This is a genomic window from Terrabacter sp. RAF57 (genome assembly GCF_052113925.1).
Taxonomy (GTDB): Bacteria; Actinomycetota; Actinomycetes; order Actinomycetales; family Dermatophilaceae; genus Terrabacter.
The window spans coordinates 39,483-62,941 of record NZ_JBFRDT010000009.1; the positions used below are offsets into that span (position 1 = coordinate 39,483).

The 23,459-nt window shown below is 71.9% G+C and carries 19 protein-coding genes; 6 read left to right on the forward strand and 13 right to left on the reverse strand.

Features of this window, described 5'->3' with window-relative positions:
- Positions 1-20: 20 nt before the first annotated feature.
- The 11 genes from AB4Y83_RS12195 to AB4Y83_RS12245 form a co-directional block, all read right to left on the reverse strand.
- On the reverse strand, positions 21-914 hold the full coding sequence (locus AB4Y83_RS12195) for an FHA domain-containing protein (RefSeq protein WP_442275815.1): 894 nt from the start codon (positions 912-914) through the stop codon (positions 21-23).
- Positions 911-2,209 (reverse strand): VWA domain-containing protein, encoded by a 1,299-nt coding sequence (locus tag AB4Y83_RS12200; protein ID WP_442275816.1) that lies wholly within the window; start codon positions 2,207-2,209, stop codon positions 911-913. Before AB4Y83_RS12200 ends, AB4Y83_RS12195 begins: the two co-directional genes overlap by 4 nt.
- On the reverse strand, positions 2,202-3,494 hold the full coding sequence (locus AB4Y83_RS12205) for a protein phosphatase 2C domain-containing protein (protein WP_442297043.1): 1,293 nt from the start codon (positions 3,492-3,494) through the stop codon (positions 2,202-2,204). Before AB4Y83_RS12205 ends, AB4Y83_RS12200 begins: the two co-directional genes overlap by 8 nt.
- Positions 3,491-5,896, reverse strand: coding sequence for a tetratricopeptide repeat protein (locus AB4Y83_RS12210; RefSeq protein WP_442297044.1), 2,406 nt, complete (start codon positions 5,894-5,896; stop codon positions 3,491-3,493). The genes AB4Y83_RS12205 and AB4Y83_RS12210 overlap by 4 nt, the downstream gene beginning before the upstream one ends.
- Positions 5,893-7,131, reverse strand: a complete 1,239-nt coding sequence (locus tag AB4Y83_RS12215) for a hypothetical protein (protein WP_442297045.1) — start codon at positions 7,129-7,131, stop codon at positions 5,893-5,895. Before AB4Y83_RS12215 ends, AB4Y83_RS12210 begins: the two co-directional genes overlap by 4 nt.
- Positions 7,128-8,114 carry a glutamate ABC transporter substrate-binding protein gene (locus AB4Y83_RS12220; protein WP_442275820.1) on the reverse strand — a complete coding sequence of 329 codons (987 nt, stop codon included), beginning with the start codon at positions 8,112-8,114 and terminating at the stop codon, positions 7,128-7,130. Before AB4Y83_RS12220 ends, AB4Y83_RS12215 begins: the two co-directional genes overlap by 4 nt.
- A complete protein-coding gene (locus AB4Y83_RS12225; protein ID WP_442297046.1) occupies positions 8,111-9,448 on the reverse strand; it encodes a hypothetical protein in 1,338 nt (445 codons plus the stop codon). The genes AB4Y83_RS12220 and AB4Y83_RS12225 overlap by 4 nt, the downstream gene beginning before the upstream one ends.
- Entirely contained in the window at positions 9,445-11,106 is a 1,662-nt protein-coding gene (locus AB4Y83_RS12230; protein WP_442297047.1) for an AAA family ATPase, read from the reverse strand. Before AB4Y83_RS12230 ends, AB4Y83_RS12225 begins: the two co-directional genes overlap by 4 nt.
- Before the next feature lie 53 nt (positions 11,107-11,159).
- Complete coding sequence (locus AB4Y83_RS12235) at positions 11,160-11,720, reverse strand: hypothetical protein (RefSeq protein WP_442275823.1); 561 nt, start codon at positions 11,718-11,720, stop codon at positions 11,160-11,162.
- Between the two features lie 200 nt (positions 11,721-11,920).
- Entirely contained in the window at positions 11,921-13,180 is a 1,260-nt protein-coding gene (locus AB4Y83_RS12240; RefSeq protein ID WP_442275824.1) for a toxic anion resistance protein, read from the reverse strand.
- 324 nt (positions 13,181-13,504) lie between these two features.
- Positions 13,505-14,284 carry a dioxygenase family protein gene (locus tag AB4Y83_RS12245; protein WP_442297048.1) on the reverse strand — a complete coding sequence of 260 codons (780 nt, stop codon included), beginning with the start codon at positions 14,282-14,284 and terminating at the stop codon, positions 13,505-13,507.
- 292 nt (positions 14,285-14,576) lie between these two features.
- Here AB4Y83_RS12245 and topA point away from each other — a divergent pair, with 292 nt between their 5' ends.
- The 5 genes from topA to AB4Y83_RS12270 all read left to right on the forward strand — a co-directional run bounded on the left by topA (position 14,577) and on the right by AB4Y83_RS12270 (position 20,587).
- Complete coding sequence (gene topA / locus AB4Y83_RS12250) at positions 14,577-17,375, forward strand: type I DNA topoisomerase (protein ID WP_442297049.1); 2,799 nt, start codon at positions 14,577-14,579, stop codon at positions 17,373-17,375.
- A gap of 189 nt (positions 17,376-17,564) precedes the next feature.
- Entirely contained in the window at positions 17,565-18,038 is a 474-nt protein-coding gene (locus AB4Y83_RS12255) for a GNAT family N-acetyltransferase (RefSeq protein ID WP_442275827.1), read from the forward strand.
- A gap of 12 nt (positions 18,039-18,050) precedes the next feature.
- Positions 18,051-18,842, forward strand: coding sequence for a PIG-L deacetylase family protein (locus tag AB4Y83_RS12260; RefSeq protein WP_442297050.1), 792 nt, complete (start codon positions 18,051-18,053; stop codon positions 18,840-18,842).
- A 54-nt stretch (positions 18,843-18,896) separates the two neighbouring features.
- On the forward strand, positions 18,897-19,364 hold the full coding sequence (locus AB4Y83_RS12265) for an SCP2 sterol-binding domain-containing protein (protein WP_442297051.1): 468 nt from the start codon (positions 18,897-18,899) through the stop codon (positions 19,362-19,364).
- Between the two features lie 11 nt (positions 19,365-19,375).
- A complete protein-coding gene (locus AB4Y83_RS12270; protein WP_442297052.1) occupies positions 19,376-20,587 on the forward strand; it encodes an acyl-CoA dehydrogenase family protein in 1,212 nt (403 codons plus the stop codon).
- Positions 20,588-20,668: 81 nt separating this feature from the next.
- Here AB4Y83_RS12270 and AB4Y83_RS12275 read toward each other — a convergent pair whose 3' ends face one another.
- Together AB4Y83_RS12275 and AB4Y83_RS12280 are read right to left on the reverse strand one after the other, a co-directional pair.
- Positions 20,669-22,063, reverse strand: coding sequence for a GntP family permease (locus AB4Y83_RS12275; protein ID WP_442276928.1), 1,395 nt, complete (start codon positions 22,061-22,063; stop codon positions 20,669-20,671).
- Positions 22,060-22,590: a gluconokinase gene (locus tag AB4Y83_RS12280; protein ID WP_442276927.1), complete on the reverse strand. Its 531-nt coding sequence runs from the start codon at positions 22,588-22,590 to the stop codon at positions 22,060-22,062. Before AB4Y83_RS12280 ends, AB4Y83_RS12275 begins: the two co-directional genes overlap by 4 nt.
- Positions 22,591-22,748: 158 nt before the next feature.
- Between AB4Y83_RS12280 and AB4Y83_RS12285 the strand changes: the two genes are divergently transcribed.
- Complete coding sequence (locus tag AB4Y83_RS12285) at positions 22,749-23,453, forward strand: FadR/GntR family transcriptional regulator (RefSeq protein ID WP_442276926.1); 705 nt, start codon at positions 22,749-22,751, stop codon at positions 23,451-23,453.
- Positions 23,454-23,459 lie beyond the last annotated feature (6 nt).

A 23,459-nucleotide genomic window follows, 5' to 3' on the forward strand; every position in this document is an offset into this window, starting at 1 on the left:
GTTCAAGTAGCGGGCAGGCGTCAGGCGTAGGCCTCGACCTCGTCGGGCGTGGCACGACGCACGACGACGCGGGTCCACGCGCCGACGTAGAGTCGGTCGTCGTCGCCGAGCTCGGTCTTCGGGCCGACCGCGATGGCGCGCTGGGGGAGCGGTCCGGACGCGGGACCGACGAAGGTGCCGTTGGAGCTGCCGAGGTCCTCGACGAACCAGCGCGAGCCGTCGGTGGTCAGCTGGGCGTGTCGACGGCTGACGCCCGGGTCGGACGACAGGTCGATCTCGGGGTTGGTGTTCTTGCTCGTGGACACGCGACCGAGCAGGACGCTCCGGTGCCGCAGCGGCATGATCGTCGGCAGGCCGGGCGAGGGACAAGGGTCCTCGGCCTCCTGCGTCTGGTACCAGTCCGGGTCGACCCAGACCTCGGCCAGCCACTCGAAGGACGTGGACGCCTGCTCGCCGGCGGCGGCACCCGCGGCACCCGCGGCGACGCCGGCAGAGCCGGCAGCCGCGGGGTCGACGGCCTCACCGTCGGGCTCGGTGTCCTCGAGGTCGCCCGGACCGGCCGACGGATCGCGCGGCATCGCGCCGGTCGTGAAGTCGTAGCCGCAGGCCTCGCAGAAGAGCGCGCCGTCGGGGTTCTCCGTCTGGCAGTTGGGGCACACGAGACCCACCGGTGCAGCCGGGTCGGCGGGAGCCGTGGTCGCGGGGGCTGCCGGGGCCGGAGGGTCGAGGTCGAGCGAGGAGCCGGACGTGCCAGCGCCGTTCGCCGCCTCGGACGGTTCGCCCCTCGGGTCGGTGGCACCGGCCCCGACACCGCCGCCTGCCGCCGGCTGGGCGCTCGCGTCGATGGGCGAGCCGCAGGTGTCGCAGTAGTCCTCGGCCTCGGACGTGTGCCCGTTGGGGCAGACAGCGCTCACCGGCGCACCCTGCTCGTCTTCGTCGACGCCGTGTCGAGCGACATCTCGTCGATCTTCGAGGCCCCCTTCTTGAGCCGGACGGTCCCGGTGTCGGCGTCATCGATCTCGACGACCTTCCGCAGACGCGAGGTCATCTCCTCGTTGCCGGTCTGGTCGGCGAGCTGGACGGCCCGACCGAGCTTCGAGGTCGCGACGTCGTCCTGGCCGGCGGCCTTGGCCGCGAGTCCCTCCTGGATGACGGTGGCGAGCTCGGCCTGCCCGGTGTAGGCGGCGACCGCGGGGTCGATGCGGGTCGTCAGCGAGTCGTCGTTGCTCCACTTGGCCTTGACGAGGGCCTGGGCGACAGGGTCGCCGCCGAGCGAGAACTGCACGCGGGCCGCGAGCTGCTCCTGGCCGAGCGTCCGAGCCGGGAGGCGGACGGCCACGTGGTAGTCGCGGCTCTCGTCGGACCACGCCCCGGTCGGGTAGGCGCCGGTGAGGGGGTTGACGACCGTGCGTCGCGACGTGAGGTCCTCGAGCGTCGGCGACACCTGCTTGACGAAGAGCAGCTCGGCACCCTGCGGCACCCAGACGCGCAGCTCGGAGTTGGCGACGCCCCGGGACATCGAGGCACGCATCATGGCCTCGAACTCGGCGGCCATCTCCTCGGGCGCCGGGATGAGGTCGACGGTGCCGAGCAGCGCTGAGGCGATGCCGCGCACCTCGTCGACGCGCCACTGGTCGCCGACGCCGCGGCAGTCGCACTGGAAGGCGCCGACGCAGCTGCGGACGGCGGCCTGCAGCGACTGGGGCGTCTCGCCCTCGTTGACGCCGTCGGTGAGCAGGATCGCGTGGCGCTTGGTCACGTGCGGCACGGTCTCGAAGATCTGCCGGGCGAGGGTGAGCCAGGTGCCCATCGCCGTGCCGCCGTTGGCACGCAGGCCATCGATGGCCCGGTTGGCCTCACCGCGGGTGTGCGCCGACATCGGGACGAGCGCGCCCTGGTGGCTGTAGGGGTAGACGATCTGCGCCGTGCCGTTGCCGGACACGATCGAGAAGAGCGTGCCGTCGACGATCTCGGCGAGGGCTGCCTTCGCGGCCTCGCCGGCGGCCTGGACGCCGCGGCGGCCCATCGAGCCGGAGGTGTCGATGAGGATGACCTCCGCCGCCGAGCCGGGGTCGGCGAGCCCGGCCGAGGCGCCGGCCGACGCACCTGCCGAGGCGCCGGTCGAGGTCACGCGGACGATCGCGTGCACGTCGGTGCCCCCGTCGGGCAGGAACTCGTTCTGGAACACCTCTGCCGTGAAGTCAGCCATCGGTCGGGTCCCCTTCCACCGGCGCCGCCGCTGCGGTCGCCTCGGTCGTCGTCGTGCTCGATCCTCGCCCAGCCAGTCTGGCGAGGGCAACCGTGATGTTGTCGCGTCCACCCTGCTCGTTGGCGAAGTCGACGAGGGCCTGGGCCACCGTCGTGGGAGTGGCGTCGTCGAGCTGGGCCGCGGCGTCGGTCAGCAGGGTGCGCAGCGCCTCGGCCTCGGAGCAGTAGTTCCACAGCCCGTCTGAGCAGACCATGAGCCAGCCGGGCGTCGCCGTCAGCGTCGTCAGGTGCGGCGTGAGGTCGTCGGGGGCGTCCTTGCCGAGCCAGCGCGTGATCGAGTGCGCGTGCGGTCCGGTCTCGGCCGCGAGCCTCGGGACGCCCGCCGCCATCTGCTCCTGGGCGAAGGAGTCGTCGCGGCCGAGCTGGCGCGCGGGCTCCGTCGTGTCGTCGGGCAGCCAGTAGACGCGGCTGTCGCCCACGTTGCCCGCGACGATGACGTCGTCCTCGACGACCGCGGCTGCGAAGGTGCACGACGGCGGGTTGGGCACGTCCTCGACGACCGAGGCGGCGACGGCCTCGTTGGCGCGGGTGACGGCGCTCGTCAGCGCGCGCCCGGCGCCGGCCGCCCAGGCGTCGGGTGTGCCGACGCCCTTGGGGAAGGGCTGGTCGAGGACCGCCCGGGCGGACGTCGCGGCCGCGAGCGAGGCGATGTGCGAATCGGTGGCCATCGAGACGCCGTCGCAGACGACGAGGACCGCGCGCGACCCTGCCGGCTCGCTGGCGCTGAGCGACATGGCGTCCTCGTTGCGGGCGTGGCGCCTGCCGATGTCGCAGACGCCGCCGACCCAGGCCGTCGGGGACTCGACGAGGTGGTCGCGCGGGTTGGGCGGCGGGGTGCCGCAGTGGTCGCAGTAGCCGTCGACGATGTGCCCCTCGCCACAGGCGTGGCACGTGAGGTCGTCCGCCACGGGGGCGACGGCCGCCGACGGGACGGCCCCCGTCCAGCCGACGTCGAGGGGGGACTCCTCGCCGGCGGGCGCCGTCTGCGGTGTCGCCGAGGCGAGCACGGTGCCGTCCGAGACGTCGGYCGGCGGCTGGGCCCCGTTCGAGGCGCGGGCCGCGACGACGAGGTCGGCGCCGCACGCCTCGCAGAAGGTCGAGTCGGCCTGGTTGGCCGTGCCGCAGGCGGGACAGTCCCGCGAGGCGGTCGCCCCGGACGAGGCCGCGGACGAGGCAGCGGGCAGCGGAGCGGGCTCTGCTGCTCCCGTGGTCGGGATGTCGGTCACCAGAGGCTCCAGGGTCGGATGGCGTTGGCCTCGTCCACGAGGGGGACGCGCTCGGACAGGTCGGGGGTGCGCTTGGCCAGCTCGCGCAGGGCCTCCTCGAGCCCGAGACGCAGGCCGTTGGGGGTGCCCTTGTGCTCGCCGAGGCGGACATCGGCCTTGTTGCCACTCTTCTCCACGGTGACGAGCGCTTCACGGTAGATCAGCGTCGTGAGCTCGGCCCGGCGCCGCGCCGACAGCGAGGTGTCGTCGAGCGTGCGCAGTGCCTCGGCGAGGTCGGGCAGCCCCCGGTTCGCCTTGGTGAGCAGCTCCGCGAGGCCCGCGCGTGCCGTGCGGTAGGCGCTCGACTGGACCGGGACGAGCCGGTATGCCGCCACGGCCCCCTCGACGTCGGACCGCGCGGCCCGGATACGGGCGAGGCCGAAGGCCGACATGGGGACGTACGTGGCGTCGGTGCGTGCGCACGCGACGTAGAGGTTCTCGGCGACGGCGCCGTCACCGGCCTGCTCCGAGGCCTGCGCGAGCGCGAGCTTGGGCGCGAGCTCCCCCGGCACCTGGCCGTAGACGGCGTTGAACGCGGCCTGCGCGGCTCGTGAGTCGCCCTGCTCGAGCGCGGCCAGGCCCTGGATCCACACCGCTCGCCACTCCCACGGGTCGGCGCTCAGCAGCTCGCCGGCCGTCGACTCGGCGACGTCGGGCCGGTTGGCGTCGAGCGCGGTACGGGCCTGCTCGAGGAGCACCTCCGTCGTGCGCACGGCGGCCCGCTTGAGCGTCGCGAGGCGCTCCTCCGGTGAGCCGGAGACCGTGGTGAGCCATCCGGTCTGCGGGTCGTGCGGGTCGCGGCGCATGGCCGGGAGGTTGCGCCAGTCGTCGGGCTCGACGCCCGGCGTCGGCACGTCGAAGAGCAGCGAGCTGACGGTGGTCGCCGCAGCGCCGGACCCCCGGTCGAGGGCGACGACCTCACGGAGCACCCCGACCATCTGGGAGCGCAGCTCGTCGGCCGAGACGAAGCGGTCGTCACGGTTGGGCGCGCACGCCTTGGCGACGAGCCGGTAGAACGAGTCGTAGCGCTGGAAGACCGGCACGGTGTCCTGGGCCGGAAGGGTGTTGAGGAAGGTCGTCTGGTAGCCACGGAACTCCATCGTCAGCACGACGAGCGTGCGCCCGATCGTGTAGATGTCGGAGGCGGCGGAGACGCCGAGCTCGGCCACCTCGGGGGCCTGGTAGCCGACGGTGCCGAAGATCGCCGAGTCGTCGTCGTCGGCGCGGCGCACGCCACCGAGGTCGATGAGCTTGACCTCGTCGCCGACCTGGATGATGTTGTCGGGCTTGAAGTCGCAGTAGACGAGCCCGAGGTCGTGGAGGTACTGGAACGACGGCAGGATCTCGAGGATGTAGGCGAGGGCCTGGTCGACGGGCAGCGGGTCGTACCTTCCGGCGGCCTGGAGGCGCTGCTTGAGGATCGACTTGAGCGAGGTGCCGCCGACGTACTCCATGACGATGTAGCCGGCGTCGTCGTGCGTCACGAAGTTGTAGATCTCGACGATGCTCGGGTGCGACACCTGCGCGAGGAAGCGCTGCTCGGCGATCGCCGCCGCGAGGGCATCGGGGTCGGCCGAGTTGAGCAGGCCCTTGAGCACGACCCACCGGTCCGAGACGTTCTTGTCGCGCGCGAGGTAGATCCAGCCGAGGCCGCCGTGGGCGAGGCAGCCGGCGACCTCGTACTGGCCCGCGACGAGGTCGCCGGCCTTGAGCTTGGGGTCGAAGGAGAACGGGTGGCGGCAGTTGGCGCAGAAGCCGGTCGTCCGGCCCGGCTTGCCGTCGCGGCCGCGGCCGACGGGCTCGCCGCACTTCGGGCAGAAGCGCTTGTTCTCGGGCACGGACGGGTTGGTGAGCAGGGCCTTCTCGGCGTCGATCTCGGGTGCCGGGCGCACCGAGGTGATGCCGCCACCGAGACGGGCCGAGCGCAGGCGCTGCGAGCCCCCCGTGCGACGCGTGGCGATGGACCCGGCCTCGCGGGCACGCTTGGAGCCCAACGCTGCCGATGCGAGGTTGCTCGAGGCAGCCGAGCGCGTGGAGATCTCGGGGCCGACACCACCGGTGGCCCCTGTCGCCGCGGTGGCGCCGGCCGTGGCGGCAGCGGCGGACGGCGCGGAGGGGGCGGCATACCCGGCGACACCGAGCTGGTCGGCCGGGGTGCCGCAGACGTTGCAGTAGCCCGCGTCGATCGTTCCCGCGCATCCGGGCTGCTGGCAGGCGCCACCCTCGGGGATGGACGGACCGGCGGCGGCCGCAGCCGGTGCAGGTGCTCTGACGGCGGCGGGGGTGGAGCCGGCGGCCATGCCGCACACGTCGCAGTAGCCGTCGACGATCGTTCCGGTGCAGCCCGGCTGCGTGCAGTTCATGGTCGGGGCCTCTGGGGTCGGGGTGCGGACGGACGGGGGGCGGCGCGACCGGCACGGGGCTGCGGGCGGGTGGCTGCGTCGACGTAGGCCGAGAAGGCCGCGGCGAGGGCCCGGGCACGGGAGATCGGCAGCGGGCGGGCGGCGAGCGTCTCGTCGAGGCGGCGCCGCAGCTCGGCCACGTCGGCTCCCGCCTCGGGAGCCAGCGTCGCCGCGGTGGCCATGGCGCCGACGGCACCCACGAGCCCGACGACCTCGTCGCGCTCGGCCAGCCCGGCGGCGTACGTCTCGTGGGCCAGGTCGAGCGCCCGGGAGACCCGCTCGAGCTTGTCGCGGTATGCCGTGAGCTCGGCTGCCGCCTGCGGCACCGGTCCCAGCGCGCGGACGTTGGGGATCGCGAGATGCGGTGCCGGCGTGATCGCCTCGAGGCAGGCGCGTTCGAGGGCGCGGATGGCGGCGGCGCGCGCGTCGAGCTCCTCGACCTGCTGCTGGGTGCGCACCCGGCTGCGGGCGGCGGAGGCGCGCTCGGCCGCCGCGACGATGAGGTCGCGCTCGATCACGGCCACGTCGATCTCGAGGGGGCCGATGATGCCGCCGACGTCGGCGCCACGACGGGCGCGCTCCACGAGGTCGTCCATCCGGCGGTCGAGCCGCGCGAGCTTCTCGGTGGCATCGTCACGCTGCGTGCCGGCCGGGACCAGCGGGATCTGGTCGCGGGTGCGCTCGATCCCGGCCCGCACCATGGTGATCCGCTGCGTCGCCTCGGCCGCCCCGGGGGCGAGGGAGGCTCGCGCCTGGAGGGTGCGGGTCAGCGAGTCGAGCAGCCGACACGCCTCCGGAAGGCTCACCGCGAGCGAGCCACTCGACGGCAGCGCGAGGTGCTCGGTCGTGTTGGAGTCGAGCCGTCCGTGGATGAGGGTCGAGAGCCGCTCGGCCTCGACGGGACCGACGCGGCCTCCGTCGAAGGTCGTCTCGAGCAGGGTGAGTCGGTCGCTGACGGCCTTCCAGAAGGTCAGCGCCACGGTGAGGTCGGTGGTGATCGCGACCTGCTCGGCCTGAGACAGCTTGAGGACCGCGCGGTCGACCTCGCCGAGGTCGGCGCGGCGCTGGCCGACCCACTCGCGCAACGCGTTGAGGTAGGTCTGGGCCTCACCGGCCTGGACGGGCACGCCGAGACGCCCGGGCGCCGTCGGTGCGACGGTGCCCGGGTCGGGGTGGCTCTGCGGCACTGCGCTCATCGTCCGTAGACCGGGGTCGGGGGTGCGGGGGCGGGCCCGAGCGGCGCTGCGAGCCAGCGGTTGTAGATCGTCTTCCACTCACCGTCGGCCTCGAGGTCGGCGACGACGCGGTTGATGTAGCGGGCCAGGTAGACGTCGGCCTTGTTGAGGCCCAGGCCGTAGGGCTCGACGGTGATGGCCTTGGCACTCGTGATGACGGTGTTCGGGTCCTGGGCCGCGAGGCCGGCGAGCACCGTGTCGTCACCCGTGATGGCGTCGGCCTTGCCCTGCTGGAGCAGCACGAGGCAGCCGGTGTGCGTGCCGGCCGTCACGACGACCGGTCCCGGCACCTGCTGGAGCTTGGTCAACGAGGTGGTGCCGTTCGGGGCACACACCCGCTTGCCCTTGAGGTCGGCGAGACTGAGGTCCTTGGCGCCGGGCAGGGCCTTGCTGACGAGGACCTTCTGGCCGGAGCGGTAGTACTCGGCCGAGAAGCCGATGTCGTTCCACCGCCCGCACGTCATCGACATGTTGCGGGCGACCATGTCGATCTCGCGATCCTGGAGCAGCGGGATGCGGTCACCGGCCGTGATGACGCGCAGCTGCACCTTGCTCGGGTCGCCGAAGATCGCCTTGGCGACGGCGCGTGCCATGTCGATGTCGAAGCCCTCGATGCCGCCGGTGAAGGCGTTGCGGGCCCCGAAGAGGTACGTGTCGGCCGAGACCCCGACGGTGATGAAGCCCTTGTCGAGGATCTTGCGCATCGTGCCGTCGCTGATGTCGGCGCGGGCCGGCAGGCTCGGCAGCGGGTCGTAGGACTGCGTCGCGTTGGTGCACGTCGGTGCGGCCACGGCAGGCGCGCTGCTCGACGGTTTCGGTGCCGGGGTCGTCGGCAGCTGGGTCTCCGCGTACGTGACACCGGAGCAGCCGGCGAGGGCGCCCAGTCCGGCCACGGCGACGAGGGTGGAGAGGCGGCGCCGCAGCGTCGAGCTGATGGTGCTCATCGGTACTCCTCAATCCGCTGGCCGACTCCGCGGACGATGAGCCACGACGCGACGAGCGCCACGAGGGCGACGACGACGGCGACGAGCGGTGCGCTGCCGCCGAGCCCCTCGAGCGTCGTGACCGTGGCCTTGCCGGCGCTGTCTCGCGCCTGCGTCACGGCGACGTCGAAGGTGTCGAAGGTGTTGGCGGCCCCGCCGTCGGCCGTGCTCGTCGAGAGCTTGACCGCATCGTCCCAGTGGCCGCCGTTGTCGAGCGTCCGCACCTTGACGTGGGCGTCGACGTAGGCCTGCCACGACCGCGTCAGCTCGCCGGACTGGTCGGTCTTCGCGAGGCCGGCGTCGACGGCGGTGCGGTTGGTCTTCCACGCGGCCTCGTTGGCCGCGCCGGACCCGCGCTTGATGAGGGTCAGGCTCTCGTTGGCGCGGGCGTCGTTGGCTGCCGTCGTGACGTTCGCGAGGGCGACGGCCTGCTCGTAGTCGCCGCGGGACACGTCACGGGTCGCCGTGCTGATGCCCGTGATGACGGTGGCGGTGACGAAGAGGGCCACGAGCAGCAGCGCGATCGCGCCGGTCAGCGACGGGTTGAGGTAGCGGTGCGTGCGCCTGGCGAGCCACACGGCGAGGCCCACGAGACCGATGAGCGAGACGACCCCGACGAGGAGCTGGACGCTCGAGTTGCTGCGCTCGAACTCCATCGTCGCCCGCTCCTCGTTGGCCGCGACCACCTGCGTGATGATGGGGATCGCGTCGGCCCGGAGCCCGGTGCTCGCCTGGGTGAGGTACTGCGCGCCGACGGGCAGACCGAGTCGGTTGTTGGATCGGGCCTGCTCGACGAGGGCGGCATAGGTCTGCACGCGCTGGGACAGCACCCCGAGCGCGTTGCCGTCGGCGGGCTGGGCAGCGGCCGCCTCGGCGATGCCGGCGGCGACGCGCCCCATGGCGCCTTCGTACTTGGCCCGTGACTCGGGCGACTCGAGACCGCCGACGAGGAAGGCGTTGGTGGCGACGGCGTCCGCGCGCAGCAGGTCGACGTGGATCGACTGGGCGTGGACCACCTGGGCGCTGTTGTTGGCAGCACGTTCGACCGCGGACTGCGACGCGAGCAGCGCGTTGACGCTGATCGCGCCGAGCAGGAGCGCAGCGAGGACGCCGAGGAGGCCGAAGAGGCGCATCCGGCCGGGGGTGCCGTGGAGCAGCCGGCTCGCGAGGCCCCGGGCGCCGGGGAGGCCGCCGGAGAGGCTGCCGGCGATGGTGCGCGGATGCTGGCCCGCGGGCGCGCCGGACGACGCACCCGCCGGGATGGCGACGGGGATGTTCGTCGTCGGTGCGCTCATGCGGTGTCCTCGTGCTCGGTCGCGCTCGTGTCGTCCTGCTCGTCGTACTCGTTCGAGACTGCCTCATCGGTGCCCGCCGGACCATCAGGGTCTGCCCTGAGCGCCGCCGGATCCTCGGGAGTCGCCTCCGGTGCAACCGGTGAAAAGGGCTCCCCCTGTGGCTCGGCTGGCGCGCCGGCGGGTTCGTCGTCGGGTTCGTCGGGCTGGTCGGTGACGTCGTCTGCGGTGAGTAGACGCAGCTCGTCGCGCGTCGGCTCCGTCGCGTCCTTGAGCCGCCACGCGTGACGGCCGACGGCCTGCTCGAAGAGGTTGCGCGAGAAGCGGCCGTTGCCGAAGGCCGAGGTGCGCGGCGTGGCCTGCAGGATGTGGCGCACGCGGGTCTGGGCCTCGGAGGTCAGCTCGTAGTCGGAGCCCGTGGCGATCGAGTCGAGGATGTCGAGGAGCTCGTCGTCGGAGTAGTCGTCGAACTCGATCGTCGTCGTGAACCGGCTGGCCAGACCGGGGTTCTGGGCGATGAAGCGGACCATCGGGTCGGGGTAGCCGGCGACGATGACGACGAGGTCCTCGCGGTGGTCCTCCATCTCCTTGACGAGGGTGTTGACCGCCTCTTCGGCGTACTGGTCGCCGGTCAGGGCGTAGGCCTCGTCGATGAAGAGCACGCCTCCGGTGGCCTTGGCGCAGACCTCTGCGGTCTTCAACGCGGTCTGCCCGACGTAGCCGGCGACGAGCTCGCTGCGGTCGACCTCGACGAGCTGCCCGGTGGGGAGCAGGCCGAGCGCCTTGTAGATGCCACCGACGAGCCGTGCCACGGTCGTCTTCCCGGTGCCGGGGTTGCCGACGAAGATGAGGTGCCGGCTCATCTTCGGGGCCTTGAGGCCGGCGTGGGTGCGCATCTTCTCGACACTGAGCAGGGCGACCTGCCGGTGGATCTCCTTCTTGACCCGGGCCAGCCCGATCATCGCGTCGAGCTCGGCGAGGAGCTCCTCGACCGACTTCTCGGGCTCGGCGGGCTTCTCGGGTCCGGCCGGCGGATCGGCGGGGGCGGCTGTGGCCGTCGCGCCGGGAGCGGGGATGCCGTCTGGGTCGCCTTGCGCCCCAAGGCTGCCGGGGCGCGTCAGCTCGAGGAGGCGGGGGTCGATCGGACCGGGGACGTTCGGACGCATCGTGTCGGGGGAGCCGAAACCCATCTCGGGCACGCCGCCGAGAGGGCCACCGGGCAAGCCGGGCAGCCCGTGCGAGGGGAGGCGCGCCGCGGCGAGGTAGGCGCCGGAGGCGGCGGACGCGTTGGCGATGACCCAGATCGGCGCCGTGCCGAGCATGACGGCGGACGAGGCCACCTCGGTCAGCGCCTCGGCGTACTCGGCGGCGAGGGAGTGCCGGGAGGCGACGAGGGCGTCGAGCAGGTCGGTCGGGGCGCCGCGCCAGCGACGCCCGGACGAGGCGGCGTCGAAGAACGCCTCGTTGATGCGGGCGACGTCGGTGAGGCCGGGGTGCGCGACCTCGGCCCAGGCGGGGGCCGCCCCGGGCACGGCCTCGGCCAGCGCGGCCGCGACGCGCAGCCCCTCGTCGCGGGCGGCGGCGGGGTCGAGTCCTGCCTCCGCGGCGACGTCGCTCAGCTGCTCGAGGCTCTCGGCGAGGCGTGACTCGTCAGTGGTCATGATCCGCACTCAGCTCGGCACTGGGGTCGGCGTTCACGGTCGGCGTTCATGCATCACTCCGGCGGGGCCAGCGGGTGGGGGGACGATGACGTGCTGACGGCACCGGACGGGTCCGCGGTTCCCGACGAGCCCGTGCCGGGTGGTGGGGCGACCCGCACCGGGTCCGGACCGAGACCCAGCACGCCACCGTCCGACGCCTGGCCGAACTTCTGCTCGAGGAACGCCCCGTGCACGATGATCGCCTCGGCGTCGGCACGGCACACGGCGTCGTAGACCTTGTCCATCGTCGTACCGAGCAGGTCGAGCTGGTCGACGAGGAGCATGACCGAGCTCTTGCCCGCCGCGATGGGGCGCGTGTCGGCCCAGTCGCGTGGGAGGCGCAGGTAGTTGCCGATGGCGACCGGCAGGTAGTCGGTGGCGGTGGCCATGACGCTGAAGCCCTGGCTGCTGCCGAGGCCGAGGTTGGACAGGCGGGGCAGCGTCTGGCGCACGATCCGGGTGACCCGCAGCAGGCGCGAGAGCACGACGCCGGGCACCTTGCCCTCACGGGCCTGGGCCTCGATGGCGTCGAGCGCCCCGAGGAGCTGCTCGGTGGTCGGCGGCCCCGAGCGCACGGGCTCGGGTGCCTCGGGCCTGTCCAACCCGAACCACGACCGGATTCCCACTGCGTTGTCCCCTCTGGTGTGTCCCGCGCGCCGACCGTCGGCCGACCACGCACATCCTGCTCCACGGGTCGCGCCACGGCGATCCCGCCTCACCTCACCCGCGTCGCGGGCCCGTCACCTCCCGCTCGGGCCTCCAGGCGCAGCCACCCTCACCGGCCGGAGCCGAGGTCGAGCAGCCCGGGAGCGGCGTTCTCGGCGCGGCGGGCGTCCTGCTTGGACACGCGGTCGAGGTAGGTGCGCGACTTGGCGACCTCGGTCTCGAGGGTGCCGATCGTCGCGGCCATGTTGTCGAGCGCCCGCACCTTGAACTGGTCGATGGTGTCCATCGTCTCGTAGATGTTGGCGAAGGCCTTCTGCAGCGACTCGATCGACAGCGTCGCGCTCGCCGACTGCTCCTGGATGCGGGCGGAGTTCTGCTTGAGCGCCTCCGACGTGCGCTCGATGATGCCCGAGGTCGTCGTGTTGAGGGCCGTGATCTGGTCGAGGACGAGCTGCTGGTTGTTGAGCGCCTGGGCCACGATGACGGCGGTGCGCAGGGCCGAGACGGTCGTCGTGGTCGCGCGGTCGACGCCCTTGATGAGCTCGATGTTGTTCTTGATGATGATGTCGATCGCGAGGTAGTTCTGGATCGAGACCGCGAGCTGGGTCAGCAGGTCCTGGTGCTTCTGGCGCACGTAGAAGAGGACGTCCTCGCGCAGCGCCTTGGCCCGCTCGGGGTCGGTCGCCTCGAGGGTCGCGACCTGGGCGGCGAGCTTGGCATCGAGCCGCTCGGCGACGTAGACGTACTGGTTGAGCCGGCCCATCGACTCCCAGAGGTTCTTCTTCTCGAGGTTGAGGGCGACGTTGTCCTTGACGAGCTCGTCCTGCCCCGACTGGAGCGAGTGGAGGATGCCGTTGAGGTGGCTCTGGGCCGACTGGTACTTGCGGAAGTAGTCGGTGACCTTGTCGCCGAAGGGGATCATGCCGAGGAACTTCTTCGCGCCCGCGGCCTGGCCCGGGTCGAGGTCCTCGACGGTGCGGCGCAGGTCGAGCAGGGTCTTGCCGACCTTCGAGTTGCCGGACAGGCCGCCCTCGTTGAGGGCCTTGACCGGCATCTGGAGCATCCGGTTGGACGACTCGGCGGCGAACCGCACCTCGTCGTTGCCCATCATCCGCACGTCGGCGGCCTTGGTCTCCCACTCGGGCGAGCGGGCCGCGGCCTTGGTCAGGGAGTCGAGGTAGGTGTCGACCTTGGCGTCGAGGCCGGGTAGGGCCGCCTCGGGGACGGCCGGGGCCATCTTCGGCGCGGCGGTCTCGGCGACGGCGGCCGTCGGCGCGGGAGCCGTGAGGATGAACGCGTCGCCGGGCGGCGGCTCGAGGGGAGCGACCTGGGCGGGCGCGGCTGCCTGGGCGGCGGGCTGGTCAGTCATGTGGAGCGGGTCCTTCCCTCGCGTGCCGGCCACGTCGGCGACGCGACCGAAGTCCCTCGCCCGTCGGCACCGCGGACGGCGCACGAATCACGCCTGCGGCGCGCTCGTCGGGCGTACGGCCACTCTACGTGCCGTGCGCCTGCGACGGGTGGGCGAACGCGTGGGTTCCGTCGCTCGGACGACCCCTCCGGAGAGGGGAGCGGCCGCGGCTCGGAGTCAGGGGAGGTTACGAGCCGCGGCCGCGTGCGTGGGGCACCCACATCCGGAGAACGGATGGGGTTACCCGCCGGTTCCCACCTCCGGAGACCGGGGGCGTCCGACGTCTCAGTCGAACTGCCAGGAGCGCTTGCTCAGCCCGAACCAGAAGCCGTCGATGACGCTCTTGTTGTCGAGGCCGCCGGACTCGTAGGCGGCGCCGAGGGTGACGAAGAGCGGGGCGAAGTGCTCGGTGCGGGGGTGGGCCTCGCGGGCGGCCGGGGCCTTGTCGAGGAAGTCGAGCAGGCTGTCGACGTCCTGGGCCTTCATGGCCTCCTGGGCCCAGTGGTCGAACTCGGCGCTGGCGCGCGGGGGCAGGCCGTCGGCTCCGGCGTGCGGGTTGAACCAGCGCAGGTTGTGGGTCGTGAAGCCGGAGCCGACGATCATCGTGCCCTGCTCGCGCAGGGGGGCGAGGCGCCGGCCGATCTCGAAGAGGCCGCGCGGGTCGAGCGTCGGCATCGACATCTGGAGCACCGGCACGTCGGCGTCAGGGAACATCTCCTTGAGCGGGACGTATGCGCCGTGGTCGAGGCCGCGCGCCTCGTCGCGGTGCACCTCGTGGCCCGGCCACGTGAGCAGCCGCGTCACGTCGTCCGCGAGCCCGGGGGCGGCAGGGGCGTCGTAGGTCACGTCGTAGTACTTCTGCGGGAAGCCCCAGAAGTCGTAGGTCAGCGGTGCGCCGGTCGTCGAGCCGAGCGTCGTCGGTGCGTCCTCCCAGTGGGCGGAGACCATGAGGACGTTCGTGGGCTTCGGCAGGTCCGCTGACCATCCGGCCAGCTCGGCCGTCCAGCGCTCGTCGTCGGCGAGCGGCGGGGCGCCGTGGCTGAGGTACAGGACGGGGGCGGACATGGCAGTTCCTTCCGAAGTTGTTGAAGTCTAAACTATCATGGGGAACGAGTATTGGATCGCCATCATTCCCGAGGGCGTATGCCGGGTGGCCCCTTTTCGCCGCACCCGCGGCAGGTGCCCGCACCACCCACCCGAGCGAGCCCGAGGACCCGGGCTGCGGCGGACGGCATACGCCCCCTCCGGTGGATGTCGTGAGACCGCACTCGGCGCGGGCTGTTACGGTCGGTCCGCGTCCACGTCGGGGCAGCGACGAATCCGCTGCACGTGAGATGCGGGAAGTTGAAGGTGCACCATGGCCGCAGGCAAGGGCCGCAAGCTCGTCATCGTCGAGTCGCCCGCCAAGGCGAAGACCATCGCCGGATACCTCGGAGGCGACTTCGAGGTCGAGGCGTCCGTCGGTCACATCCGTGACCTGCCGAACCCCTCCGAGCTGCCGGCCGACATGAAGAAGGGCCCGTTCGGCAAGTTCGCCGTCGACGTCGACAACGGCTTCGAGCCGTACTACGTCGTCGACCCCGACAAGAAGAAGAAGGTCGCCGAGCTCAAGCGCCTCCTCAAGGACGCCAGCGAGCTCTACCTCGCCACCGATGAGGACCGCGAGGGCGAGGCCATCGCGTGGCACCTGCTCGAGGCGCTCAAGCCGCGGGTCCCCGTCAAGCGCATGGTGTTCCACGAGATCACCCGCGAGGCGATCCAGCGGGCCGTCAACGACACCCGCGAGATCGACACCGCGATGGTCGACGCCCAGGAGACCCGCCGCATCCTCGACCGCCTCTACGGCTACGAGGTCAGCCCGGTCCTGTGGCGCAAGGTCCGCCAGGGCCTCTCGGCCGGCCGCGTCCAGTCCGTCGCGACCCGCATGGTCGTCGAGCGCGAGCGTGAGCGCATGGCGTTCGTCCGCTCCTCCTACTGGGACGTCGAGGGCGACTTCACCCCCGACAGTGTGAGCCAGCAGTTCACGGCCCGGCTCTCGTCGGTCGACGGCGTCCGCGTCGCCACCGGTCGCGACTTCGCCGACGACGGCCGCCTGACCGGCAAGGGCGTCGTCCACCTCGACGAGGCCCTCGCGACCCGGATCGCCGAGGCCTGCCTGCCCCTCTCCGGCGCAGAGCGCCGGCTCCAAGCGCGCGTCACCGACGTCCAGGAGAAGCCCTACACCCGCCGCCCGTCGGCCCCGTTCACGACCTCGACCCTCCAGCAGGAGGCGTCCCGCAAGCTGCGGATGTCGTCCAAGAACGCGATGCGCGTGGCCCAGCGGCTCTACGAGAACGGCTACATCACCTACATGCGTACCGACAGCACGACGCTGTCGGACGCCGCGATGACCGCCGCGCGCAGCCAGGCCCGCGACATGTACGGCGCCGAGTACGTCCCGGACAGCCCGCGTCGCTACGAGAAGAAGGTCAAGAACGCGCAGGAGGCCCACGAGGCCATCCGCCCCGCCGGCGACCGCTTCCGCAGCCCGGCCCAGGTCGCCGGGTCGCTGCGCGGCGAGGAGTTCGCCCTCTACGAGCTGATCTGGAAGCGCACCGTCGCGTCGCAGATGGCCGACGCCCGTGGCTCGACCGCCACCGTCAAGCTCGCCGTCGACACGGCGCTCGAGGGCGCCCAGTCGGTCGAGTTCAGCGCGAGCGGCACCGTCATCACCTTCAAGGGCTTCCTCGCCGCCTACGAGGAGGGCCGTGACGACGAGTCCGCCGCCCGCGCCGACGCCGCCGCCGAGGAGCGCCGCCTGCCCAAGCTGAGCGCCGGCGTCCCGCTCGAGGTCGTGCGCGCCGAGGCCGACGGCCACGAGACGAGCCCGCCCGCCCGCTTCACCGAGGCCACCCTCGTCAAGGCGATGGAGGAGCGCGGCATCGGCCGCCCGTCGACGTACGCCTCGACGATCGGCACCATCCAGGACCGCGGCTACGTCTTCACCAAGGGCCAGGCCCTCGTGCCGACGTGGCTCGCCTTCGCCGTGACCCGGCTGCTCGAGGAGCACTTCGGCAACCTCGTCGACTACGAGTTCACCGCCTCGATGGAGGAGGACCTCGACCGCATCGCCAACGGCGACGAGGGTCGCGTCGCGTGGCTCAAGCGCTTCTACTTCGGCGAGGAGGCCACCTCGGCCGCCGGTCTGCGCAACCTCGTCGAGGACCTCGGCGAGATCGACGCCAAGGAGATCAGCACGATCCCGATCGGCGACGGCATGGTGGTCCGCGTCGGCCGTTACGGCCCCTACGTCGAGGAGCTCGTGCCCGCGGGCGTCGACCTCGCGACGGGTGAGCTCGCCGACGGCGCCGAGGTGCCGTCGACGCCGCGCCGCGCGACGATCACCGACGACATCGCGCCCGACGAGATGACGCCCGAGAAGGCGCGCGAGCTGCTCGAGGTCGCCGCCGACGACGGCAAGGTGCTCGGCACGGACCCCGAGACCGGCCGCGAGATCATCGCACGCGCCGGGCGCTACGGGCCCTACGTCACCGAGGTCATCGAGGACGACGCCGCCGCCGCGGCCGGGGCTGACAAGCCCAAGGCCAAGAAGACCGCCAAGGTCAAGCCGCGCACGGCCTCGCTCTTCAAGGACATGGAGCTCGCGACGCTCGACCTCGAGTCGGCGCTCAAGCTGCTCTCGCTGCCGCGCGTCGTCGGTGCCGACGCCGAGGGTGTCGAGATCACCGCGCAGAACGGTCGGTACGGCCCGTACCTCAAGAAGGGCACCGACTCGCGGTCGCTGACGACCGAGCAGCAGCTCTTCGACATCACGCTCGACGAGGCGCTCGCGATCTACGCCCAGCCCAAGCAGCGCGGTCGTGCCGCGGCCGCCCCGCCCCTCAAGGAGCTCGGCGCCGACCCCGTCAGCGGCAAGCCCGTCGTCGTCAAGGACGGCCGCTTCGGTCCGTACGTCACCGACGGCGAGACCAACGCGACGTTGCGCAAGGACGACGACCCCGAGGCGATCACGCCGGAGCGGGGCTTCGAGCTGCTCGCCGAGAAGCGCGCCAAGGGCCCGACGACCCGCAAGCGCGCCGTGAAGAAGACGGCGAAGAAGACCGCGAAGAAGGCGACGACGCGCACGACGAAGAAGGCCACCGCCAAGAAGGCCTGACCCACCCCGTCGAGTGAGCGCTCCGTCCCACTCGAGTGAGCGCTCCGTCCCACCTTCGTGGGGTGGGGCGCTCGCTCGTCTGTGACCGCGTGCTCACTCGAGTGTGGTTGGGCGCTCACTCGAGTGGCTCATTGGGTATGCCGTGTCGTGGCCCTGCCGGGGACGGTGCCGTCGCGCTAGCGTCGGGTCGTGATCGAGACCCGACGTCTGGAACCCGCCGACCGGGACCGGTGGGAGACGCTCTTCCGCGCGTACATCCGCTTCTACGAGCGCGAGCTCAACCAGGCGGCATACGACAGGGCGTGGCGCGAGATCGCGTCTGACGCAAGGCTGCACGGGCTCGGGGCATGGCTAGACGGCGAGCTCGTCGGGATCACCCACTTCCTCGTGCACCCCAGCTCGAGCGAACCCGACCTCTGCTACCTCGAGGACCTCTTCACCGACCCGGCGGTGCGGGCCCGGGGCGTGGCGAGCACCCTCATCGCAGCCGTGCGCGACTGGGCGCGCGCGCAGGGCTGCGGCAGCGTCTACTGGCAGACCCACGAGTCCAACGCCGTCGCTCGCCGGCTCTACGACGAGCTCGCGACGTTCGAGGGCTACGTCGTCTACACGCTGCCGGTCGCGCCCGGTGGCGCTGGTGACGGGAACGTCGGCCCGCGGTGAGAGGCTGAGTCCATGTCAACCGTTGTCTTCGTCCACGCCCACCCCGACGACGAGGCCTCGCAGTCCGCGGGCTCGATGGCGCGCGCCGTCAGCGAGGGCCACCGCGTCGTGCTCGTCGTCGCGACGAACGGCGACCACGGCGACGCGCCCGACGACCTGGCCGAGGGCGAGACCGTCGTCGAGCGGCGCCGGGCCGAGGCCGCCGCCTCCAACGCCGTCATCGGCACCCACCGCGTCGCGTTCCTCGGCTACGCCGACTCCGGCATGACCGGGTGGGCCCAGAACGACCACGAGGAGAGCTTCGCCCGGGCCGACACGGAGGAGGCGGCGCAGCGCCTCGCGGCCGTCCTGCGCGAGGAGGCGGCCGACGTTCTCGTCGGCTACGACTGGCACGGCGGCTACGGCCACCCCGACCACGTCAAGGTGCACGCCGTGACGAAGCGTGCCGCCGAGCTCGCCGGCACGCCTCGCTACCTCGAGGGCTCGATGAACCGCGATGCGATGATCCGCTCGCACCAGGCCGCGATGGCCGCGGGCCTCGACGTGGGGGAGTGGGACCCCAGCCAGCCGATGGACGACGGCAACCCCCTCGGCAGCCTCGAGAGCGAGCTGCACTGGGCGTGCGACGTCAGCGAGTTCCTCGAGGTCAAGCGCTCGGCGCTCAAGGCGCACGCAAGCCAGTCCGACGCGCAGGGGATGCTCCAGATGCCGGTCGAGATGTTCGCGGTGGCCTTCGCCCACGAGCACTACATCGAGCCCGGCCGTCCCGACGGGATGGTCGCGGGTTGGTTCCTCGACGGCTGAACCGTCCGGTAACCTACTCGCGGTAACCATGCCGTTTCCTCCGGAGGGACCCTCATGCCCGAGATCGACTTCACGACCGCCACTGCCGAGCAGCTCGCTGCCGTCGAGCCCGGCGACTTCATCCGCATCGTCAAGGAGATGTCCGACAAGGACGTCAAGGAGGTCATGGAGAGCGCCAACCGCGGCCCGATCGTCGACGCGATCTTCCGTCGGATGCCCGAGCTCTTCCGCCCCGACCGCGCCGGATCGACGACCGCGACGACGCACTGGAGCATCACCGGCCGTCCCGACGGCGGCGCCGACGAGTGGACCGTGCGCTTCGCCGACGGCACGTGCACGTCGGTGCCCGGCCACGACGGCGACTCGACGCTGTCGCTCGCCATGTCGCCCGTCGACTTCACCAAGGTCATCACCAAGAGCGGCAACCCGGTCATGATGTTCATGACCGGCAAGATCAAGGCCAAGGGCGACCTCGGTCTCGCAGCCAACATCGCGAACTTCTTCGACATCCCCAAGGCCTGAGGCACGTCGTGGTGGAGTTCTCGCTCGCCCTGAACGACGACCAGACCGAGCTGCGCGACTGGGTGCACGGCTTCGCCGCCGACGTCGTGCGCCCGGCCGCCTCCGAGTGGGACGCGAGGGAGGAGACGCCCTGGCCGGTCATCCAGGAGGCGGCCAAGAACGGCCTCTACGGCTTCGAGTTCCTGGCGCAGTGCTGGTCCGACCCGACCGGTATCTCGATCAACCTCGCCAACGAGGAGCTCTTCTGGGGTGACGCGGGCATCGGGATGTCGATCTTCGGCACGACCCTCGCGGTGGCCGCGATCTACGGCTCGGGCACCCCCGAACAGATGGTCGAGTGGCTGCCGCAGTGCTACGGCGACGCCGACGACCCGAAGCTCGGGGCCTTCGCGACGACCGAGCCGCAGGCCGGCTCCGACGTCGGCGCCATGCGCACGCGGGCCCGCTACGACGAGGCCGCCGACGAGTGGATCCTCAATGGCCAGAAGGCCTACATCACCAACGGCGGCATCGCCAACGTCCACGTCGTGACGGCCGTCGTCGACCCCGACCTCGGCTCGCGAGGGCAGGCCGCCTTCGTCGTCCCGCCCGGCACGAAGGGGCTCGAGGGCGCCAAGAAGCTGCGCAAGCTCGGCCTGCGCGCCTCGCACACCGCCGACGTCTTCCTCGACGACGTGCGCGTGCCGGGCTCGTGCCTGCTCGGCGGCAAGGACAAGCTCGACGAGCGCCTCGCCCGGGCCCGCGAGGGAGGGTCGTCGAGCGGACAGGCGGCCATGCGGACGTTCGAGATCTCGCGCCCCACGGTGGGTGCGCAGGCGCTCGGGATCGCCAGGGCGGCATACGAGTACGCCCTCGACTACGCCAAGGACCGCGTCGCCTTCGGTCGGCCGATCATCGAGAACCAGGCGATCGCGTTCGCGCTCGCCGACATGCGGACCGAGATCGACGCGGCCCGGCTGCTCGTCTGGAGGGCGTCGTGGATGGGGCGCACGAACCAGCCGTTCACCGCGGCCGAGGGCTCGATGAGCAAGCTCAAGGCGGGTGAGGTCGCGGTCGCCGTGACCGACAAGGCGGTGCAGATCCTCGGTGGGGCCGGCTACGTCACCGACCACCCCGTCGAGCGGTGGTCGCGCGACGCGAAGATCTACACGATCTTCGAGGGCACGTCCGAGATCCAGCGACTCGTCATCGCGAGGGCCATCAGCGGCGTCCGCATCCGCTGACCCGCCCAACCCTGAACCGTCGAGAGGCCACGGTCTGCGCCTCTCGACGGTTCAGGTGGGTGTGCTGGGCTTCCGAGTCGGCTAGACGACGAGGTCGAGGAGCAGGACGAGGACGAGACCGGTCACAGACAGGATCGTCTCCATGACGGACCACGACTTGATGGTCTGGCCGACCTTGAGCCCGAAGTACTCCTTGACGAGCCAGAAGCCGGCGTCGTTGACGTGCGAGAAGAAGACCGAGCCGGCGCCGATGGCGAGCACCATGAGCGATACCTGGGCCGTGGGCATCCCGGCCGCGAGCGGGGCGAGGATGCCGGAGGCCGTGACGGTCGCGACGGTGGCCGAGCCGGTCGCGAGGCGGATCAGGACCGCGACGAGCCAGGCCAGCAGCAGCACCGACAGGCCGCTCTGCGCGATCCAGTCGGCGACGAGCTGGCCGATGCCGGTGTCGACGAGGGTCTGCTTGAAGCCGCCGCCGGCGGAGACGATGAGCAGGATGCCGGCGATCGGGCCGAGGGAGGCCTCGAGGGACGACCCGACCTCCTTGAGACCCATGCCGGCGCCGCGGCCGAGCGTGAACATCGCGAGGATGACGGCGATGAGCAGTGCGATGAGCGGCGTGCCGAGGAAGTCGAGGACGGTGCGGACGGCCGTGCCGTCGGCGGTGAGGATGTCGGAGAGGGCCTTTCCCATCATGAGGGCGACGGGGGTCAGGACGGTCAGCAGCGTGACGGGGAAGGACGGACGCGGTCCGCTCTCGGACGCACGCGACTCGAAGAGCTCGGGCGCGGGGACGTCGACCCAGCGGGCGGCCACGCGGGCGAACCACGGGCCCGCGACGGCGATCGTCGGGATCGCGACGAGGATGCCGAGGCCGAGGGTGACTCCGAGGTCGGCCTTGAGGGCGTCGATCGCCACGAGCGGGCCCGGGTGGGGAGGCACGAGGCCGTGCATGGCCGACAGGCCGGCGAGTGCCGGGATGCCGACGCGGACCAGGGACAGTCCCGAGCGGCGCGCGACGAGGAAGATGACGGGCATCAGCAGGACGAGGCCGATCTCGAAGAACATCGGCAGGCCGATGAGGGCGCCGACGCCCGCCATCGCCCACGGCAGGGTGCGCGGACCGCTGCGGCCGATGATCGTGTCGACGATCTCGTCGGCACCGCCGGAGTCGGCGAGCAGCTTGCCGAACATCGCGCCGAGGGCGATGAGGATGCCGACGCCCGCGGCGGTCGATCCGAAGCCCTTGGTGAAGCTGTCGAGCACGTCGGCCATCGGGACGCCCGCGACGGCGCCGACGGTGAGCGAGCCCAGCGTCAGGGACAGGAACGGGTGCAGCTTGAACCGCACGATGAGCACCACGAGGACGGCGATGCCGAGCAGGGCCGCGGGGACCAGCCGGCCGGCCGGGATGGCGGGGAGGTCGTCGGCGGCGAGCGCCGACATGGGCAGGATCGAGAGCAGGTCGGAGGTCATGAGCGGGTCGCTTCCGGGTCGCGAGGATCGATGAGGGTGAGGGACTGGCCGACGAGGTCGTCGACCGGCTGGTCGACGTCGAGGACGGCTCCGCGCTCGCCCGGCTCGAGGGGCTCGAGGGTCGTGAACTGCGACTCGACGAGGGCCGTGGGCATGAAGTGTCCGGGCCGGCCGGCGACGCGGGCGGCGATGACGTCGGGGTTGCCGTGCAGGTGCACGAAGAAGACGTGGGGCGCCGCGGCCGCGAGGACGTCCCGGTAGGCGCGCTTGAGAGCCGAGCAGCTCGCCACACCACCGCTCTCCGCGTGCTCACCGAGCCACGCGGCGATGGTCGCGAGCCACGGGCCGCGGTCGTCGTCGGTCAGCGGGATGCCGGCCGACATCTTGTCGATGTTGGCCTGGGGGTGGAAGTCGTCGGCGTCTGCGAAGGGGACGCGTAGGCGCTGCGCGAGGGCCGCGCCGACGGTGGTCTTGCCCGAGCCGGACACCCCCATGACGACGACCAGGGGAGGTGGGTGGTGCTGCATGTCTCCGTGACTCCTTCGTCCGGCTCGAACGACGTCTTCGTCGAGTCGCTCGCACTAGGGTGCAGCAACAAGAGCGTCTTATCAAGCCATGAAGGCTAATAAAACCGTTTTAATGCTGGGTGAGCCGGATGACGACCGCCGTGTGTCAGGCTGGGTCCGTGCCCACGGACCGTCGCCCCGCCCTGCATGCGAGCGTGCTCGACGACCTCGGCCGACAGGTCGCGACCGGCGAGCTCGCCCCGGGCACCGTGCTGCGCATCGACCAGCTCGACGAGCGCTACGGGGTGTCCCGGTCCGTCGTGCGCGAGGCCGTCCGGGTCCTCGACTCGATGGGACTCGTCGAGGCCCGCAAGCGCGTCGGCGTGCGCGTGCTGCCCAGCACGTCGTGGAACGTGTTCGACCCGCGCGTCATCCGCTGGCGCCTCGACGGGCCGGGTCGTGAGCAGCAGCTGCTCAGTCTCGGTGACGTGCGCCGAGGCGTCGAGCCCGTCGCGGCCGAGCTCGCCGCGGCTCGCGCGACCCCCGACCAGTGCGGGGCGCTCATGGGCGCCGTCATGCAGATGGCGGTGCACGCGAAGTCGGGCGACCTCGAGGCCTACCTCGTGGCCGACCAGCTCTTCCACTCGACCCTGCTCGCCGCCTCCGGCAACGAGATGCTCGCAGCGCTGTCCGACGTCGTCGGCGAGGTGCTCGCGGGCCGCACCCACCACGACCTCATGCCGGCCACGCCCAACCCCCTCGCGGTCCGCCTGCACGGTGACGTCGCCGAGGCGGTCCAGTCCGGCGACGGTGCTGCCGCCGCGGCTGCCATGCAGGCGATCATCACGGAGGCCAGTGACGCCCTGCGCGACGCGGACGGCTAACTGCCA

What these genes read in the sequence shown, in the direction of transcription:
- AB4Y83_RS12230 (WP_442297047.1), bottom strand. Translation starts at nt 11,106, where the DNA reads ATGACCACTGACGAGTCACGCCTCGCCGAGAGCCTCGAGCAGCTGAGC.
- topA (WP_442297049.1), top strand. Translation starts at nt 14,577, where the DNA reads ATGGCCGCAGGCAAGGGCCGCAAGCTCGTCATCGTCGAGTCGCCCGCC.
- AB4Y83_RS12260 (WP_442297050.1), top strand. Translation starts at nt 18,051, where the DNA reads ATGTCAACCGTTGTCTTCGTCCACGCCCACCCCGACGACGAGGCCTCG.
- AB4Y83_RS12265 (WP_442297051.1), top strand. Translation starts at nt 18,897, where the DNA reads ATGCCCGAGATCGACTTCACGACCGCCACTGCCGAGCAGCTCGCTGCC.
- AB4Y83_RS12220 (WP_442275820.1), bottom strand. Translation starts at nt 8,114, where the DNA reads ATGAGCACCATCAGCTCGACGCTGCGGCGCCGCCTCTCCACCCTCGTC.
- AB4Y83_RS12200 (WP_442275816.1), bottom strand. Translation starts at nt 2,209, where the DNA reads ATGGCTGACTTCACGGCAGAGGTGTTCCAGAACGAGTTCCTGCCCGAC.
- AB4Y83_RS12280 (WP_442276927.1), bottom strand. Translation starts at nt 22,590, where the DNA reads ATGCAGCACCACCCACCTCCCCTGGTCGTCGTCATGGGGGTGTCCGGC.
- AB4Y83_RS12240 (WP_442275824.1), bottom strand. Translation starts at nt 13,180, where the DNA reads ATGACTGACCAGCCCGCCGCCCAGGCAGCCGCGCCCGCCCAGGTCGCT.
- AB4Y83_RS12215 (WP_442297045.1), bottom strand. Translation starts at nt 7,131, where the DNA reads ATGAGCGCAGTGCCGCAGAGCCACCCCGACCCGGGCACCGTCGCACCG.
- AB4Y83_RS12245 (WP_442297048.1), bottom strand. Translation starts at nt 14,284, where the DNA reads ATGTCCGCCCCCGTCCTGTACCTCAGCCACGGCGCCCCGCCGCTCGCC.
- AB4Y83_RS12275 (WP_442276928.1), bottom strand. Translation starts at nt 22,063, where the DNA reads ATGACCTCCGACCTGCTCTCGATCCTGCCCATGTCGGCGCTCGCCGCC.
- AB4Y83_RS12210 (WP_442297044.1), bottom strand. Translation starts at nt 5,896, where the DNA reads ATGAACTGCACGCAGCCGGGCTGCACCGGAACGATCGTCGACGGCTAC.
- AB4Y83_RS12225 (WP_442297046.1), bottom strand. Translation starts at nt 9,448, where the DNA reads ATGAGCGCACCGACGACGAACATCCCCGTCGCCATCCCGGCGGGTGCG.